Raw genomic sequence first — 16,896 nt, 5'->3', positions numbered from 1 at the left:
CCATCGAGGCATTTGGGATCGTCTGATCAAGTGATGCAAAAACAGTGAAGTTGACGAAGCATCATATCGGTTCTAACGGCCCAGCAGCGCAGCAAATGCTTCGTGCGGACCCTCATCGGATAGAATCAACCCATTGTGAAAATTCTTTCAGTGTTTTTGCGTGCCTGCGCTTGAGCTTGAAAGCGGTGCAAATATAGTCCACCGGATCATCCGGTTGTTTTTCCAACGCCTGCTGTGCAAGACCACGGGCCTCTGGGAAGCCAATCTCGGACCAATCCCGATCGTAGCCAAACGTATCCACGCCACGCCATTCCACTAAGTCAGCCACGTACTCCGGTGCCTCCCAATAGACGGGAAGGTGTTCCTCGTCTCTCCAGACACCAGCCCACGGTTTCAGAATGCGCGCCAAGTGCTCAATCTGGCGTTTGCTGGTACGGGAAAGTCCATGTAGTTGGGCAATATCAAGCGCAAGTGCCTTGATGGTAATCGCTGGTTTCTGACGCAGGATATCGCGCGCCATTTCCGCCAGCGTCGCTTCATGCTGTGGTTCGTAGTAGCTCTCCGACGAATAGATCTGACCTTCGACGGTATCGTCAGGCTTCTCGCTGTCGTCATCGAAGGATCCAGGCTCGGGCGCGTGGCGGGCAACCACCTTGACCGGTTGTTGTTCACTTTCGGGTTCGTCGTCATTCGACGCCTGCACACTCGTTGCCACGGCGACTTCGATGGGCTCCGGCATGCGCGCACGATCTTCCTCCAAAATGGTATTGAGTCGATCGTGCACACGGTCAAGAACTGCTTCTGGATCCTGGAAGTAGTCCGTGGACCAAACACGCACCAATCGCCAACCCAGGTTTTCCAAAATCGCTTGCCGCGTACGATCTCGGTCCCTGGCGGAAGGCGATCCATGGTACGTCGCACCATCACACTCGATACCAGCAAGGTAAGCTCCTGGAAAGTCAGGGTGGACGACACCGAGATCAATTCGGAATTTGCTGACGCCTACCTGCGTTTGAACTTTCCATCCTTTATCGCGCAGGTTCCAGGCGATGGCTTGTTCGAAATCACTATCAAACTGGTCGGCGCCATAGTCCGCCGAACTTTGTTGGGACAGTGCGATCGGTCCACGCTCGGCGAACTCCAGATAGTGTTTCAGATGTTCAACGGCTATCGCCGATGTTCGGGACAAATCGATCATCTGGGAATCGAAGCTGGAAAATATGACCACTTCTGTGGTGGCCCGCGTGATGGCAACATTCAGCCGGCGTTCTCCACCGCTTTTGTTCAACGGACCAAAGTTCATGCTCATCGTCCGGCCTCCGGGTTCGGTCGGGCCGTAGGCGAGGCTGAACATGACTACGTCACGTTCGTCACCTTGAACCGATTCAAGGTTCTTCACGAACACCGCGTCGTAGTTGTCGCTGGAATGGAAGAACGGTTCGATCTCCGGGTGTAGACGCCGGGCATCATCCAACAGATCTTCAATCGTTCGTTGCTGATCGGTATTCATCGTCACTATGCCGAGAGATAACTCGCACAGCTTTGGATGCTTGAGTCGACGAACAACCTCTGCAACCACCTCCCGGGCTTCGATTGGATTGTTCCGCCCTTTACCTTTGGAATAGACGCCATTGACCCGGTGGAGGGTCACGGCCGATTCCTTGGTCTCAGATGACGGGTAGGTAATCAACGAATTGTCGTAGTACTTGCTATTGGAAAAGGCAATCAGTGTCTCGTGGCGAGAGCGGTAGTGGCCCATCAAGCGAAGATGCGGTAATCGCGCCGCAAGCGCCTGATCGAGGATCGACTCGAGATCTTCCTCATCGGTATTGCCCGTTTCAAACGACGCGTTGAAAAAATTAGTCGGGGGCATCTGTTTTGGATCGCCCACCACGATCACATTTTTTCCCCGCGCGATGGCGCCGACAGAATCCCAGACCGTCATCTGAGAGGCTTCGTCGAATACTACCAAGTCAAACGCATTGAAATCGGACGGCAGGAATTGCGCCACTGACAGTGGCGACATCATCATGCACGGGCACAGATCCAACAGGCGCTCACCCATGTCCTCGAACAATTGTCGAACGGGCTTGTGGCGCGTCTTTTTCTGTAGCTCCTTAGACAACGAGCCAAAAGCCTGCGAGTGTTCCTGACTATTGATATCCGGCGCCGACTCAGCAAGCTGTGCCGCAATATACTGACTAGTGGTGTCCGCTACCTGCTTGTCGAGCTCGCGAAACTCTTCAATGCGCTGATCGTGTTCAATCGCCTTGAACTTGACCAGCTTCTCATCCGCGTCGATTAGTCGGGGAGCGAGCCAGTCGCAGAAGGCGGTGACAACCTGACTTTCGGCATCATCGGGGAGTACCGTGCGAGCCTCAAGAGCGTCACACAGCACGTCGAGTTGTATAACGCTAGCCTGCTCCTTGGCCGAGTTCCACTCGACCCAGACTTTGAGTTTCTGCGATTGTTCAGCAACCTGTTGAAGTTGGGAGGAAACTTCGCCGAGGTCCTGCGCGCCAGGCACCTCGATCCCCAACTTTCCCATTTCCTCCAGCCGTGATTTCAGCACGTTAAGGCTCTCTTCGAATCGGACGCATGCCGCCGCCAACTTTGACGAGTCCAAATACTCGCGACCATCGATCAGTTTCGCCTTGATCGGAGCCAATAGAGTCGCCGGTTCATCGACCAATACCATGGCGCTTTGCATCAACTTGCGCGCCAATAAACCCTCCCGAGAGGCAGCATTTAGTTCACTCGACGTGGTGTCCCAGCCATGCCAAAGGCCAAGCCCCTCTACCGTCGGCACGACGCGAGCAATTTCATCATGTACCGAGCGCGCTGCCTTGATCTGCTGAAGTACGCCCAGATCATTGAACGGTTCAAGTCCTACCGCTTTCGCGGCCTTGTTGACTTTCCCTTTCAGAAAGAGTCGCTTGAACCAGCTGGCTTGGGACGTGTTGACCCAACCGAGCCAGTCATCAATGGGTGTCTTAGCCAATGTTCCAGCGACGACGCCGTGGCCGATGGTTTGCACGAGTGCGTCCAGCGCTGCTTTTTTCTTCGCGATCGCTTCGACTAATGCGAGCTTCTGCTTGGCGTTTTTTCCGAACACGTAGGCCAAGTCTCGACGCTCGGCCAGTTTCGTCAGAACAACGAGTGACTGCATGCGCTTTAGGACGTCGAGCGAAAAACCCGCCAATGCCACGTTGAATTGCGCCGCGACGGCGCGGGCATCCGCTATCGTCGCAGTCACCTGGGTGGAGAACGTAGAGATCGCTCCAACGACGCTCGTCTGCCAAGCGTTCGACCAGTCCCGAGCGTTGACATGTTTGAACGGCAAAGCCTCGAGGGACTCGATATCCGAGTAGGCAATGGCGACGGTACGTGCGCCCTCGATCAGTCGTTGATACCCGTCCTCGCCCCGGATTGGCGCCTCAGATATCGCCATCTCCCATCCGAGGTTCAGTTTATGGTTCTTGCGGTAGGCGGCTACCCGGGCGATGGCTGAGCGGGGCGAAATTCCGAACTCCGACGGTTGGTGCAGCGCCTCCACGAACGCATTGAGTGCGTCGCGCCGATCGCGCAGTCGGGCGGCCAGTTCCGACCAGGCTTGGGTACTTTGCTCCTCGCGCCGCGTAACAGCACGACGTAACTGATCCAGCACTGCCTTTTTGTTGGCCTTGTTGGAATGCAATTCAAGACAGACGTGATCGAGGTGAATTTTCTGCAGCCGACGATACACGACGTGAAGTGCCGCAATCTTTTCGGCAACAAACAGGATTTTTCGTCTCATCGCCAGGTTGTGGGCGATGATGTTGGCGATGGTCTCGGATTTTCCACAGCCAGGCGGACCTTCCAGCACGAAATCCTGTGGGTGCCCCGAGGCCTCGACCGCCACCATTTGTGAGCTGTCGCAATTGAGCGGTGTATAGATGTCGGCCGGATCGATCTTTTGATCAATTTGGTCGTGCAAAATAAACTTTGCCTCCTGCCGATAGGCTTTTTGCGGACTATCCACAAGGTGCGCGACGAACGGATTGGTCTTCAGGTCATCGATGCGATCTTTCAGATCCTTCCACATCAGATATTTCGCGAACGAGAAGGCGGCGATCACCGATTCCTCGACCACCTCGAATCCCGGTTCTTCCCGGATGGCGTCCCGTACCATTTGCCACACCTGAGCAACGTCTACGCCCGAGTCGTCTTCCGGCAATTCTTCACGTAGGTGATTAAGATCGATATCGCGTTCGACTTTGAGGAATTCAATCAGTGTGAGATTGAATATCGGCTGCTCATCGGCCAGCTGCTTGACCTTTATCGGCGCTCTTGCACTGCTTCGAGTCAGTTCAACGGGAATCAGGATCAGAGGTGCCTTGTATGATCGCTCATCCCGCGGGTCCTCTTTCCAACGTAACATCCCGAGCGCCATGAAGAGCGTATTGGCTCCCCCTTCCTCGAGATCCTCCTTCGCTCGACGGAACAGAGACACTGAACTGCTTTCGAGCTTATTTTGCGACATGTTCGCGACAAGCTTATGCTGGCTAAGCTGTTCTCTAGCGTATTGTTTGTGCAGATCGTTACCCGTTGCCAGACGGAACGACTCGGCACTGCGCTCGCGTTCATTGATGGGACTTTGCTCTGCCGAGACGAATCCGAAGTGTCCTCCGTCTGCAAGCATATCTTCCATAGCGCCTATCTCGGTGCAATACAGCCGGATTGCACTGGCGTTCTCGCGGAGCGACAACAGCGGGTTTCGCTTACTCAGATCCAGCAGTTTGCGCTGCCAGCTATCGATGCGCGTTTCAGGTGTTTCCTCGACAACTTTCTCATCTGAACGGACAGGCGGAAGAGGGGGCGGTGGCGCCAGTATATGCTGAGCGCTTTCAGTCGATGACTGTTCTTCCTGGCGCTCTTCCACCGTCGACAGCGGACGGATCTTCCTCGCGCGCGCCTGGGCGATGTCCACCACGTAGACGAAATCCGCTTCTTTGTCCTCGTCGATCAAGGAGCGGGCATGTGCGCAGGACTGAGCGAATGTGGGCCGGTTCGAATTCGTGACCATCGTACTTTCGAATAGCACCAGGTCGCGCGCATCGACACGTTTTCGCAGATCCATCGGGTCGTCGTTCGTCAGAAGGGGGAACTGGCTGTCAATCAGCCACACGCCCACCGTCGCGTGATCCCGGGTTAGCGCGATTACCGAATTTAGGCCCATACACTCAAGGCAACTCGCGAACAAAATCGACAGGTCAAGGCAGGCGCCCATACGATTATTACTGATCTCCCGCGCCAATCTGATCAGCTGTCCTTGGCGTGCAAAGCTTGGTGGTGGCGAGACGTATGATATTTTTTGACCAAGCACGACATTCCATAGCGCTGCGGCCATCAGATAAGGGCGTTCACGCGTATTGGACTGATAGCCGTCGGCCGAGCGCCCATGACCATTGCGCTCAAGCAGTTCAGTGACCTGTTTGACCAATGATTCGACATAGACGCCATTAGGTCTGATAAAAGCCGCCAGCAGCTCCGGCTGGCGACGCTCACCGCCCCAGAAGTTGGCTGGAAGAACGGTCACGACACTACTGTGTTCCAACAGCGGTTCATCCGGTTGGTCTTTGCTCGTGACCTTAAATGTGAAAGTCAGGCGGGTTTCATCGGACAGGTCGAACAGATAGTTGTGTCCGAATTCAAGCACCCGGTCCTGTAGCCGAACCACCTGCCCGGGTATCAACCGGCCGATCTCCCAGACCTGGGGCTCAAGAAGATCGTCGGTTGTCGTCAGGCGAACAGTGACGTTCGAGAGTGTCGGCAGCGCTTCTTCTTCGTCGGTTTCGGTCGGGACTCGGTAATGAAGGCTTGCGTCGGCAAACAATCGATACGCGTTCTGTTGCGCCGCGAGCGAATAGACCGGCAATTCGCGGTAGCTGATCTGCAATTTCGACATGGCCGTCGCATGCTCCTGTGGTCGGCTCGATTGAAGTTGGCCGCACGCCGTTTGTTATCGGCAATATAGCTAATAGCTTTCGCGGTTAAATCGGGGTGCCGAGGCTTCCGTCTGTGATCAACTGATATCGAAATTGTCGGCAGTCCTCGTTGGCACCTAGCCAGCTGCGCGACATCTGCGGAAAAAGAACCTACCGGCAACACTTCTGGTCGAACCTTTCCTGGGACGGTGCGTCTGGGATCGTCTGATTGTTATCGATTCTTGGATGTGTACATTGTGACAGTACGCTGTTTCGTGGAAATTGCGAACATCCGGGGCATAGGTGGGTCCCCCAGGTCAGAGTGCGTCGCACAAACCACCGTCCGTTTTGGTAAAAACCCTTCAGTGGATAGCAGCCGCGAATAGCAGACTTTCAGGGATCGACTGAAACCGGTCAAGAGTGGAAGATGCCTGTACTCTCCTGGGGCGCCAGGTGACAGCCAACAGCAGACATGTCCCCCGGTGGCACAAACAGGGCTGAGCAACGTGACGTTGGGGGTCGCAATTGGGTATGACCGTGCCCTGCGGGTAGCAAAATCGGGGCGCTTTCGATTTGACAGTTGCGCTTTACCCTTAGCTATCGATCGATAGAACGTACAAACAGAAAAGCCGGATGAAAATGTATGGGCACACAACAAGAATCGCCGGCTGAAAAAAGGTCTGCGGCTTACCAGCTGTTTCTGCTCGTTCTTAGCATTTACGTACTGACCGTGCTGGTGATCGAGACGTGGTTCGTTTCCGATCCCGAGATTCAGCGGGTACTGCAGTTCATCGACCTGTCTATCTGCATCGTTTTTCTTGGCGATTTTTTCTGGAACCTCTACGCGGCTGATGATCGGCGGCAGTACCTTAAATGGGGTTGGATAGACTTTATTTCTTCAATCCCAGCAATCGACCCACTACGCTGGGGGCGCTTATCGCGCGTTATTCGGATCATTCGGTTCCTGCGCGCGATAAAGTCGTTCAAGATCCTCGCGCAATCATTACAGCGCAGCCGATTTGAGAGTCTCACTCTCATTGTTGTTCTCGTAACGTTTCTCGCCTTTACACTGTGTTCCAGTCTGATTCTGGAGTATGAGCGACACGAAGATTCGCCGATCCGCACAGCCGGAGATGCGCTGTGGTGGTCCTTCCTGAACATCATGAACGCGAAGGTCAGCATCACAACCGCCGTGAGCCAAGAAGGTATGATCTTGACGATCATTCTCAACAAGGTGGGCTTTCTTCTTTTCGCCTACTTCAATGCCATCATCATTGCCTGGCTGATTCAGAAGCGCGTGAACATCAAGGAAGCCAAAACCGGGCTCAATGCATCAAGTTCCGGCTCATCGATGGAGGCAGAAAAGAAGGATTGACGGTGAGATTCGGGAAACGAATCAAGATACCACCGGGCGTTCACATCAACCTTAGTGGTTTCGGCGCTTCTGTTTCGTTGGGCCCTCGGGGTGCGAGTGTCACCGTCGGCAAGAACGGAGACTTTGGCAATGTCTCGATTCCGGACACTGGCCTGTATCCGCGCCAGCGCCTGAGGGGAGGAAAAGGAAACACATCGAGCCAGTCGAAAGACAAAGGCGCTTCCAGCTTCGAGGTTGCGGCTACGTTTCGCGGCGACGGTGCTATCGCCTTCAGCGATACCCAAGATCAACCGCTCCCAATGGAGCTTGAAAAGCTTTTCCAGAATGAGAACAGTGAAACTGTCCGCGTCTGGATGGAGCCATTATGACTGTGCCTCAGTGCTATGCCTACCGCGGGGCAATGCCCGGTCTTGGCCGACACGCGAAGTTGATCGGCATAAGCCCAGCGACTGTTTTTTGGTCAGCCAGGTTCCCAGGTTCTCGCCCCACATCTCGACGTACCCGACGACCCGGCGCCTCCCGACGGCCCATCATCAGACGCCCAGAGCGCGCCCCTGAGCCCCGGCACACTTGATCCAAAGCGGGTGGGGATGCCACGGAGCCAATCGCCTCAGGGCAAGCCGGAGGTGCCGTCAGTGGGTGAGCGAGGGGCGAGGGTAGGGAAGCAACGCATGGCAGTCCCATCCGTTCGAGTTGGGCCACCCGGGCGCGACCACCGAGGGATTTTGTCCCATACACCGGGGGATTACAGTCCCATGGTGCCGGCGTCTAAAACCATTGATGCCGATGCGAATGGTGGGCCGTGTAGGATTTGAACCTACGACCAAGGGATTATGAGTCCCCTGCTCTAACCGCTGAGCTAACGGCCCGGGAACTGCTTGCAGCAGGCTGCGAGAGCGGGGCGATGATAGCAAAAAGGCCGGTCACCCGGCCTTTTTGCAGCCGACTCAGTCTCCGTCGAGGAAGCTGCGCAGCTTGTCGGAACGAGACGGGTGGCGCAGCTTGCGCAGTGCCTTGGCCTCGATCTGGCGGATGCGCTCGCGGGTGACGTCGAACTGTTTGCCGACCTCTTCCAGGGTGTGGTCCGTGTTCATGTCGATGCCGAAGCGCATGCGCAACACCTTCGCCTCGCGCGAGGTGAGGCCGGCGAGCATGTTCTGGGTGGCCTCGGCGAGGCCTTCCATCGTCGCCGAGTCGACCGGCGAGATGGCCTGCTGGTCTTCGATGAAATCACCGAGATGCGAGTCTTCGTCGTCACCGATCGGCGTTTCCATGGAGATCGGCTCCTTGGCGATCTTCAACACCTTGCGCACCTTGTCTTCCGGCATATCCATACGCTGCGCGAGTTCTTCCGGGGTCGGCTCGCGGCCCATCTCCTGGATCATCTGGCGCGAGATCCGGTTGAGCTTGTTGATCGTCTCGATCATGTGCACCGGGATACGGATCGTGCGCGCCTGATCGGCAATCGATCGCGTGATCGCCTGGCGGATCCACCAGGTCGCGTAGGTCGAGAATTTGTAACCACGCCGGTACTCGAATTTATCGACCGCCTTCATCAGGCCGATGTTGCCTTCCTGGATCAGGTCGAGGAACTGCAGACCGCGGTTGGTGTATTTCTTCGCAATGGAGATCACCAGACGGAGGTTGGCCTCGACCATCTCCTTCTTCGCGCGCCGTGCCTTGGCCTCGCCGATCGACATCCGGCGGTTGATCTCCTTGATGTCGCTGATCGACATGGTGCACAGCGATTCGATCTCCGCGAGCTTGCGCTGGCCGCGCATGATGTCCTCGCTGCGGGCCTCGAGGTTGCCGGCAAAGGGCTTTTTCGCCTTGATCTGGTCGTTCACCCAGTCGAGGTTGGTTTCGTTCTTCGGGAACGAGGCGATGAAGTCACGCCGCGGCATGCCGCATTCGTTGACGCAGATGTCCAGGATCAGGCGTTCCTGATCGCGGATGCGATTGACCACGTCGCGCAGAATGTCGGTGAGGTCCGAAAACAGCTGCGGTACCAGTCGGAATTCGAGGAATGCGGTAACCGTGCGTTCGCAGCACTTCTGCGTCTTCTCGCTGTTCCCGGTTTTTTCGAGTTCGCGTTTCCAGGCCTTGAACTGCTTGCGCAGGTCGGCGACGCGTTCCGCGACCAGTTCCGCGTCGAGACCGGTATCCTCGACATCGGAATCGCTGCTGTCGTCATCGTCGTCGTCGTCGGACGAATCATCGTCGGAGTCGTCGTCATCGCCAGCCTTGTTGCCCGTGACGTCCGCGACCGTCTTGGCGGGTTTGGGGATGGTGTCGCCGATGTCGGGCAAAGCGAAGCCGACGATCACGTCGGTCAGGCGGATCTCGCCTTTTTCGACGAGATCGAACTGGTCGACCAGTTTCTCGACAGTGGGCGGGAACGCGGCGAGTGCCGCGCTGACCTGATTCAGGCCGTCTTCGATGCGCCGTGCAATACGCAGTTCGCCCTCGCGGGTCAGCAGCTCAACGGTACCCATCTCGCGCATGTACATGCGCACCGGGTCGGTGGTACGGCCGAATTCGCTGTCCACGGTGGCCAAGGCCGCGGCCGCGGCCTCGGCGGCGTCGTCATCGGTCGACACGGCATTGTCGGTCAGGGTCTGGTCTTCGGCGTCGGGGGCCGATTCGTACACCGAGATGCCCATGTCATTGATCATGCGCACGATGTCTTCGATCTGTTCGGGATCGACGATCGAATCCGGTAGGTGATCGTTGACCTCGGCGTAGGTGAGGAAGCCCTGTTCTTTGCCTTTCGCGATCAGGTCTTTGATGCTGGATTGCTGCTCTTGGCGGTCCATCTGGATCCTCGGGGTTCGACACAAACGCCCTCACGCCATGCGGTAGGCCTGGCGAGAGGGCGCGAAATTGAATCGAGCATGATAGCAGTAATTGCTGTTTCCTGCCAGTAAATTAGCTCTTTCTGTTAGTCCTTCGGCGGCCGATAGAGTTCCCTAAGTCGTTGTTTTTCTTCTTCGCTCAGCGGCGTCGAGCGGCTCTTGTCCAGCAGGGCCTCGCGTTCGGCGCGACGCTGCTCGAGCGCCAGGCTGCGCAGGGTCCCGAGGAACTGCTCCTCGGCGTCGTCCAGGATCCCGAGCTCGAGCACCGCAAGCCTGGCCAGGTGCCGCCGGGTCTCGGCGTCCTCCCAGTGCTCGACCAGTCCGGCGCTGTGCACCCCCGGTTGGTGGCGTGCCGCGTCGATCAGCCGGCACAGCAGCGGGATACCGGGTGAATCCAGTCCTTCCCATCCGTTCGGGAGCTCAAGTTGGGCCAGTTCCGGGTATTGCAAGAGCAACGCCACGGCGCGCCGTACCGGCGGGATCGATCCCTGCGGCTGGGCGCGGCGTTGCCGTTTGGCCGCGGGTGCCGGATCGGGAGAGGGTGGCGTTTTCGCTGCCGTCTTGAGACCGATCCGCTCGTGCAGCTCCTGGAACATCATCTCGCGGAACACCCCGGTCGGCAGACGCTCGACCAACGGCTTGGCGAGCTCGCCGAGGCGCGCGCGACCGTCGATGCTCTGTATATCGACCTGTTCGGCGAGCTTGTCGAACAGAAAGCTCGACAAGGGGATCGCCTCGTCCAGCAGGGCGGAAAACGCCTCGCGGCCGATGCGCCGTACCAGGCTGTCCGGGTCCTCACCCTCGGGCAGGAAAAGAAAGCGCGCCTGGCGGCCATCGCGCAGCAGCGGCAGCGCGGTCTGCAGCGCCTTCCAAGCGGCGTCCCGCCCGGCGCGGTCGCCGTCGAAACAGAACACCACCTCGGGCGTCGCGCGGTACAGCTTTTCCAGGTGATCCCCGGTGGTCGCCGTGCCCAGCGTTGCGACCACGTTGTCGATTCCGTGCTGCGCCAGCGCGACCACGTCCATATAGCCCTCGACCACCAGCAGGCGTGCCGGATGGGCATTTTTCTGCCGGGCTTCGTAGAGCCCGTACAGCTCGCGACCCTTGTGGAACACCGGGGTCTCTGGGGAGTTCAGGTACTTGGGCTTGGCGTCGCCCAGCACGCGTCCGCCGAAACCGACCACGCGACCCCGCGCGTCGCGGATCGGGAACACGATGCGTTCGCGCAGGCGGTCGTAGCGCTTACCGTCCTGCTCGGTGATCAGGCCGGACTCACGCAGTTGGCGGACGCGGGTGTCGTCGCCCCCCAAGGCCTGCAGGACGTTGTCCCAACCCGGTGGTGCGTAACCCAGCCGGAAAGCGGCCGCCACCTCACCGCTGACGCCGCGTTCGCGCAGATAGCCGATCGCGCGCGGCGCATCCGCATGCTGACGCAGCTGCAGGGCGTAGTGCTTCGCGGCCTGTTCGAGGATGTCGTACAGCGGGCGATGGTCCGGGCCCTGCTCGAATGCGGCCTCGCGGGGTACCTCCAGGCCGAGCGAACCGGCCAGTTCCTCGACCGCCTCCGGGAATGACAGGCGATCGTATTCCATCAAGAAGCCCAGCGCGCTGCCGTGCGCGCCGCAGCCGAAGCAGTGGTAGAACTGCTTGGTCGGACTGACCGTGAAGGACGGGGTTTTTTCGTTGTGGAACGGGCAGCAGGCCTGGAATTCCCGTCCGGCCTTCTTCAGGGGGATGCGGCGGCCGACGATCTCGACGATATCGGCGCGCGCGATCAGCTCGTCGATGAAGTGCTGGGGGATGGCGCCGGGCATGCTAAGAGGCTAGCACGCGGTCTGCAGGGGGCGTATCAGCCGAGCTTGGCCTTGACCAGTCCGCTGACCTTGCCAACGTCGGCACGTCCCTGGACCTTCGGCTTTACGATCGCCATCACCTTGCCCATGTCGCGGATCGAGCCGGCACCGCTCTCGGCGATCGCCGCCTCGATGATCGCGGCGATCTCGGCGTCGCTCAGCTCTTCGGGAAGGAACTGCTGGATGACCTCGATCTCGGCCGCCTCGACCGCGGCAAGTTCGTCGCGGCCTGCGTCGCTGTACTGCTTGATGGATTCGCGGCGCTGCTTGACCATCTTGTCGAGCACCGCGAGCACCTGGCTGTCGTCGAGCTCAATGCGCTCGTCGACCTCGCGCTGCTTGATCGCCGCGAGCATCAGTCGGATGACGCCCAGACGCGCCTTGTCGCCGCCTTTCATGGCGGCCTTCATCGCGTCGGTGATCTGCTGCTTGAGCACGAACGACAGGATCAGTAGAGGCGTTCGAACCGGCGGATGTCGCGTCCGGCCTTCTTCTGCCAGCGTTTGACCGCGGCGGCGGCCTTGCGCTTGCGTTCCCAGGTGGGCTTTTCGTAGAACTCGCGACGGCGGACCTCGGCGAGGACACCGGCTTTTTCGCAAGAGCGCTTGAATCGGCGCATCGCGACTTCGAAGGGTTCGTTCTCTTTCACGCGTACGTGCGGCATTGCTTCCCCAGCTGTGCAAACGGTTAAACTCGGCCGATCACGGCCGCCAATCGCGGGCATCGACCCACAAAGGCGGCGAATTCTAAGGCCTCGGTGTCGAAAAAGCAAAGGTTTCAAAGAGATGAAAGTGCTGGGCATCGAGACCTCATGCGACGAAACGGGCGTCGCGGTGTATGACAGCGAACGCGGCCTGCTCGGGCACTCGGTCTACAGCCAGATACCGCTGCACGCCGAATTCGGCGGCGTGGTGCCCGAGCTTGCGTCGCGCGACCATGTCCGCAAGCTGGCGCCGATGCTGCGCGCGCAACTGCGCGACTTGGGCCTGGACGGCACCGAGATCCACGGGGTTGGCTACACGGCGGGGCCCGGACTGGCCGGCGCACTGCTGGTCGGCGCGGCATTCGCACGCAGCCTGGCGTGGGCGTGGGACGTGCCGGCGATCGGCATCCATCATATGGAAGGGCATCTGCTCGCGCCGATGCTCGAAGACGAGGTGCCGGCGTTTCCGTTTGTCGCGCTCCTCGTCTCCGGCGGCCACACCCAGTTGGTCGAGGTCGGCGCGGTGGGCGACTACCGGATGCTCGGCGAATCGGTCGACGACGCCGCGGGCGAGGCGTTCGACAAGACCGCCAAGCTGCTCGGGTTGGGCTATCCCGGGGGGCCGGCGCTGGCCGCCCTGGCCCGGCAGGGCGACCCGACACGATTCCGCTTCCCGCGGCCGATGACCGATCGTCCGGGGCTGGACTTCAGTTTTTCCGGTCTCAAGACCTTTGCGCTGACCACGCTGCAGCAGATGTCCGAACAGACTCCGCCAGAGGCGCTCATGCAGTTGCATGCGGACATCGCGCGGGCATTCGAGGACGCGGTGGTCGACACCCTGGCCATCAAATGCCGGCGTGCCCTCGAGCAGACCGGCAGCCGGGCACTGGTGATGGCAGGCGGCGTCAGTGCGAACCGCACCTTGCGCGCGCGGGTCGACGCATTGACTGCCGAACTCGGCGGCCGCGCCTACTATCCCAGGGCCGAGTTGTGCACCGACAACGGTGCGATGATCGCGTACGCCGCCTGGCAGCGCCTGCGGGCAGGGCAGCATGAAGCCTTGGGTTTCGGTATCCGGCCGCGGTGGCCGATGCAGGAACTCGCCGGCGCGCGCTGAACGGGCCGTTCAGTCGCCGCGTGTCTCTTTGGAGATCCGCCCTTCGGTACCGCTGAGCAGGTTGCGAATGTTGCTGCGATGGCGCCAGAACAACAGCGCGCTGACCGCGATCTGCATCGCGATGAGCGCATACGATGGCCAGATCAGCCAGATATACAAGGGCGCGAGCAGCATCGAGATCAACGCCGCCAGAGAAGAGATGTTGGCGACCTTGGCCATGAACAGCCAGGTCAGCCCGACTGCCGCACCGATCATCCAGTGCAGCCCGAACTGAACGCCGAGCGCGGTCGCGACTCCCTTGCCGCCGCGAAACCCGAAGTACAGGGGATACAGGTGGCCGAGGAAGGCTGCGCCGCCGACCAGCGCGAATACCAACTCGCTGCGCCCGAGTAGATGGCATGCGGCGACCGGAATCACGCCCTTCAGCGTATCCCCGAGCAGTGTGACGAACGCGGCCTTCTTGCCGCCGATGCGCAGCACATTCGTCGCTCCGGGATTGTTCGAGCCCTGGGTGCGCGGGTCCGGCAGACCCATCAGGCGGCAGACGATGATCGCACTGGACACTGAGCCGAGCAGATAGGCGCCGATGATCAGTGCCAGGTCGAGGATGCTCAATGGGATCGACATATTGATCCACATTAGGCGCCAAGCCCCGGTCACGGTCAAGCCAAGGCGCGTTGGTCACCCACGGTGGATCAAGCTGCTAACATCCGCTCAGGACAGGGGATCTGAACGATGGATATCGTGTTTCTGCGAGACCTCAGGATCGATGCCGTGATCGGCATCTATGACTGGGAGCGCTGCACCCGGCAGACGCTGATCTTCGACATCGAGATGGCTGCAGACATCGCCCGCGCTGCTGCGACCGACGACATCGAGGACACGCTCAACTACAAGTCAGTCGCCAAGCGCCTGACAGAGTTCGTTGGCGAGAGTGAGTTCCAACTGGTCGAGACGCTCGCTGAACGTTGTGCGCAGATCATCCGCGATGAGTTCTCGGTGCGCTGGGTGCGTCTGACCCTCAACAAGAAAGGCGCGGTGCGCGGTGCCACCGATGTCGGTGTGATCATCGAGCGCGGTGAGCGGGACTGATGCCGCGTGTCTGGGTCAGCGTCGGCAGCAACATCGACCGCGAGCGGCACATCCGAGGGGCGCTTGACGATCTGCGCGGCCTGTTCGGAGAGCTCGAGGTGTCGCCGGTCTACGAATCCGCAGCGGTGGGTTTCGATGGTGATGCGTTTTTCAATCTGGTGGTCGGGTTCGACGCCGAGCTGCCCCCCGAGCGCGTGCGCGGCCTGCTGCGTGCGGTCGAGGCGCGCCATGGTCGCGAACGCAACGAGCAGAAATTTGCGGCGCGCACCCTCGATCTGGACCTGCTGACCTACGGAGATGCTGTCGTGGGAGACGGCGGCCATGCGCTGCCGCGCGAGGAGATCGAACGCTACGCCTTTGTGCTCGGACCGCTCGCCGACGTGGCCGGTGGGCAGATCCATCCCCAACGCGGCCTGAGCTTCGCCGAGATGTGGCGCCGTTTCGACCCGGAGGGGCGCCGGACGTTGCGCCGAATCCCCGACGGCGCCTGGATGCACGACCCCGACGGGGAGGATCCTTGACGCGGCGTGCGTTCGCGCAGGCACGGCGCCTCCCGCTTTCGTTTGGCGGGGGTGTAGCCATCTTTCTCCTGTTCATCGTCGGTTATTACCTGCTCGGCATTGCCGGGCTGCAACTCCAGTCGGCCCAAACGGGTGTGACACCACTTTGGCCGGCGTCCGGTTTCGCCCTGGCGATGGCGTACTGGTACGGCATGCGTTTCCTGCTGGCGATCCTGCCGGCAATGCTGGCCCTCGCCTGGCAGGTGGATCTGCCGTGGACGGTGGCGACGATCGCGGCGCTGGGCAGCATGCTGGAGGCCGGCGTTCCGCTCTGGCTGATGCGGCGCCTCGGTATCGACCCGGGTCTCAAACATCTGCGCGACGCGCTGTTGTTCGTACTGGTCGGACCATTGATCGGCCCGGTGTTCAGCGCCACGCTCGGTAGCATCGTCGTGCAGCAGGTCGAAGTGAATTCGTTCGACTTCGTCAAATTGTGGCTGCTGTGGTGGATGGGCAACAGTCTCGGCATATTGCTGGTCGGTGGCTTCGGTCTGGTGGCCGTCGCGCGCCGCACGCTGCGGATGGAGGCTCGGGCGCTCGCCGAGCTGTTGGTTGCCAGTGCCGCGGCGTTGGTGATCGCCGGGGTCGGACTGATGCAGGTCGTGAACATCTCTTCGCCGTTGGTGTTGTACCTGCTGATTCCGGTGTTCGTGCTGATTGCTCAGCGTGGCGACCAGCTCGCGGTGATGTCGCTCGGCCTGGTGGTGCTCGTGCTGATGCTGCTGTCCTCGGCGTGGCTGCCGCCGCAAAGCCTGGAGCAACACAATCTTGGCGTCTTCTACCTCGACGTCAGCCTGCTGTGGGTGGTCACCTTCACCGGGATGATGATCAGCAGTGCGCGGCACGAGATGCAGGCACGCGAGCAGGTGACATGGCTGGCAAACCACGATCCGCTGACACATCTGTACAATCGTCATGCGTTCATGCAGCGCCTCGAGGACCTGTTGTCCGGGAACGCTGCGGAAAGCGACCGCAAGGTGCTGTTGTACATCGACCTGGATCATTTCAAGGAGCTGAACGACGCGGAGGGTCACCTCGCCGGCGACCACGTGCTGCGCGATGTCTCCAGGTTGTTGTTGCAGGAAGTACGGGGGATCGACACGGTCGCCCGGCTCGGCGGGGACGAATTCGCGCTGATCCTCGAGGACTGCAACCTGCGTGATGCAAGGTCGATCGCCGAGGCGATCCGGCAGGCGATAGAGGAATACCTCTACATCGGCAATCATGGCGAACATCGCATCCAGGCGAGCATCGGGCTGCTCGAGCTGAACGCCGCGCACGCCTCACCCGAAGACGCCCTGTATCTGGTCGACAGCGCCTGTTACGAGGCGAAGCGTGCCGGTCGCAACCGGGTCTGGGTCAGTCCCTGAACGCT

General features: G+C 59.9%; 12 protein-coding genes and 1 tRNA gene. 6 read left to right on the top strand and 7 right to left on the bottom strand.

Annotated features, from left to right (window positions below; genetic code table 11):
- Positions 1 to 112: 112 nt before the first annotated feature.
- Positions 113 to 5,947, bottom strand: a complete 5,835-nt coding sequence (locus H6955_06355; protein MCP5313157.1) for a DUF4011 domain-containing protein — start codon at positions 5,945 to 5,947, stop codon at positions 113 to 115.
- A gap of 662 nt (positions 5,948 to 6,609) precedes the next feature.
- Between H6955_06355 and H6955_06350 the strand changes: the two genes are divergently transcribed.
- On the top strand, positions 6,610 to 7,341 hold the full coding sequence (locus H6955_06350; GenBank protein ID MCP5313156.1) for an ion transporter: 732 nt from the start codon (positions 6,610 to 6,612) through the stop codon (positions 7,339 to 7,341).
- Between the two features lie 2 nt (positions 7,342 to 7,343).
- A complete protein-coding gene (locus tag H6955_06345; protein MCP5313155.1) occupies positions 7,344 to 7,709 on the top strand; it encodes a DUF4236 domain-containing protein in 366 nt (121 codons plus the stop codon).
- A 425-nt stretch (positions 7,710 to 8,134) separates the two neighbouring features.
- Here the strand turns inward: H6955_06345 and H6955_06340 are convergent.
- From H6955_06340 to rpsU, 5 genes are all read right to left on the bottom strand, one after another.
- Positions 8,135 to 8,210: transfer RNA gene (locus H6955_06340), tRNA-Ile, on the bottom strand.
- Positions 8,211 to 8,288: 78 nt separating this feature from the next.
- Positions 8,289 to 10,157 carry an RNA polymerase sigma factor RpoD gene (rpoD, locus tag H6955_06335; protein ID MCP5313154.1) on the bottom strand — a complete coding sequence of 623 codons (1,869 nt, stop codon included), beginning with the start codon at positions 10,155 to 10,157 and terminating at the stop codon, positions 8,289 to 8,291.
- A gap of 125 nt (positions 10,158 to 10,282) precedes the next feature.
- Positions 10,283 to 12,010 (bottom strand): DNA primase, encoded by a 1,728-nt coding sequence (locus H6955_06330; protein MCP5313153.1) that lies wholly within the window; start codon positions 12,008 to 12,010, stop codon positions 10,283 to 10,285.
- 35 nt (positions 12,011 to 12,045) lie between these two features.
- A complete protein-coding gene (locus H6955_06325) occupies positions 12,046 to 12,495 on the bottom strand; it encodes a GatB/YqeY domain-containing protein (protein MCP5313152.1) in 450 nt (149 codons plus the stop codon).
- A 2-nt stretch (positions 12,496 to 12,497) separates the two neighbouring features.
- Complete coding sequence (gene rpsU / locus H6955_06320) at positions 12,498 to 12,713, bottom strand: 30S ribosomal protein S21 (GenBank protein ID MCP5313151.1); 216 nt, start codon at positions 12,711 to 12,713, stop codon at positions 12,498 to 12,500.
- A gap of 121 nt (positions 12,714 to 12,834) precedes the next feature.
- Here rpsU and tsaD point away from each other — a divergent pair, with 121 nt between their 5' ends.
- Positions 12,835 to 13,869 carry a tRNA (adenosine(37)-N6)-threonylcarbamoyltransferase complex transferase subunit TsaD gene (tsaD, locus tag H6955_06315; protein MCP5313150.1) on the top strand — a complete coding sequence of 345 codons (1,035 nt, stop codon included), beginning with the start codon at positions 12,835 to 12,837 and terminating at the stop codon, positions 13,867 to 13,869.
- Positions 13,870 to 13,878: 9 nt separating this feature from the next.
- Here the strand turns inward: tsaD and plsY are convergent, their stop codons facing one another.
- Positions 13,879 to 14,496, bottom strand: coding sequence for a glycerol-3-phosphate 1-O-acyltransferase PlsY (gene plsY / locus H6955_06310; protein ID MCP5313149.1), 618 nt, complete (start codon positions 14,494 to 14,496; stop codon positions 13,879 to 13,881).
- Between the two features lie 108 nt (positions 14,497 to 14,604).
- On the opposite strand from plsY, the gene folB reads away from it, so the two are divergent.
- From folB to H6955_06295, 3 genes are read left to right on the top strand one after another with little or no spacing between them, the layout of a single operon-like run.
- The gene (gene folB, locus H6955_06305) at positions 14,605 to 14,961 is read left to right on the top strand and encodes a dihydroneopterin aldolase (GenBank protein MCP5313148.1); all 357 of its coding nucleotides are present in this window, start codon (positions 14,605 to 14,607) and stop codon (positions 14,959 to 14,961) included.
- Positions 14,961 to 15,482 carry a 2-amino-4-hydroxy-6-hydroxymethyldihydropteridine diphosphokinase gene (folK, locus tag H6955_06300; protein MCP5313147.1) on the top strand — a complete coding sequence of 174 codons (522 nt, stop codon included), beginning with the start codon at positions 14,961 to 14,963 and terminating at the stop codon, positions 15,480 to 15,482. Before folB ends, folK begins: the two co-directional genes overlap by 1 nt.
- The gene (locus tag H6955_06295; GenBank protein MCP5313146.1) at positions 15,479 to 16,891 is read left to right on the top strand and encodes a diguanylate cyclase; all 1,413 of its coding nucleotides are present in this window, start codon (positions 15,479 to 15,481) and stop codon (positions 16,889 to 16,891) included. Before folK ends, H6955_06295 begins: the two co-directional genes overlap by 4 nt.
- Positions 16,892 to 16,896: the final 5 nt, after the last annotated feature.

Source organism: Chromatiaceae bacterium, from assembly GCA_024235395.1.
Taxonomy (GTDB): Bacteria; Pseudomonadota; Gammaproteobacteria; order Chromatiales; family Chromatiaceae; genus Thiosocius.
Note: the sequence above shows the minus strand (reverse complement) of the source record. Positions and strands in the feature narration are given on the sequence as shown.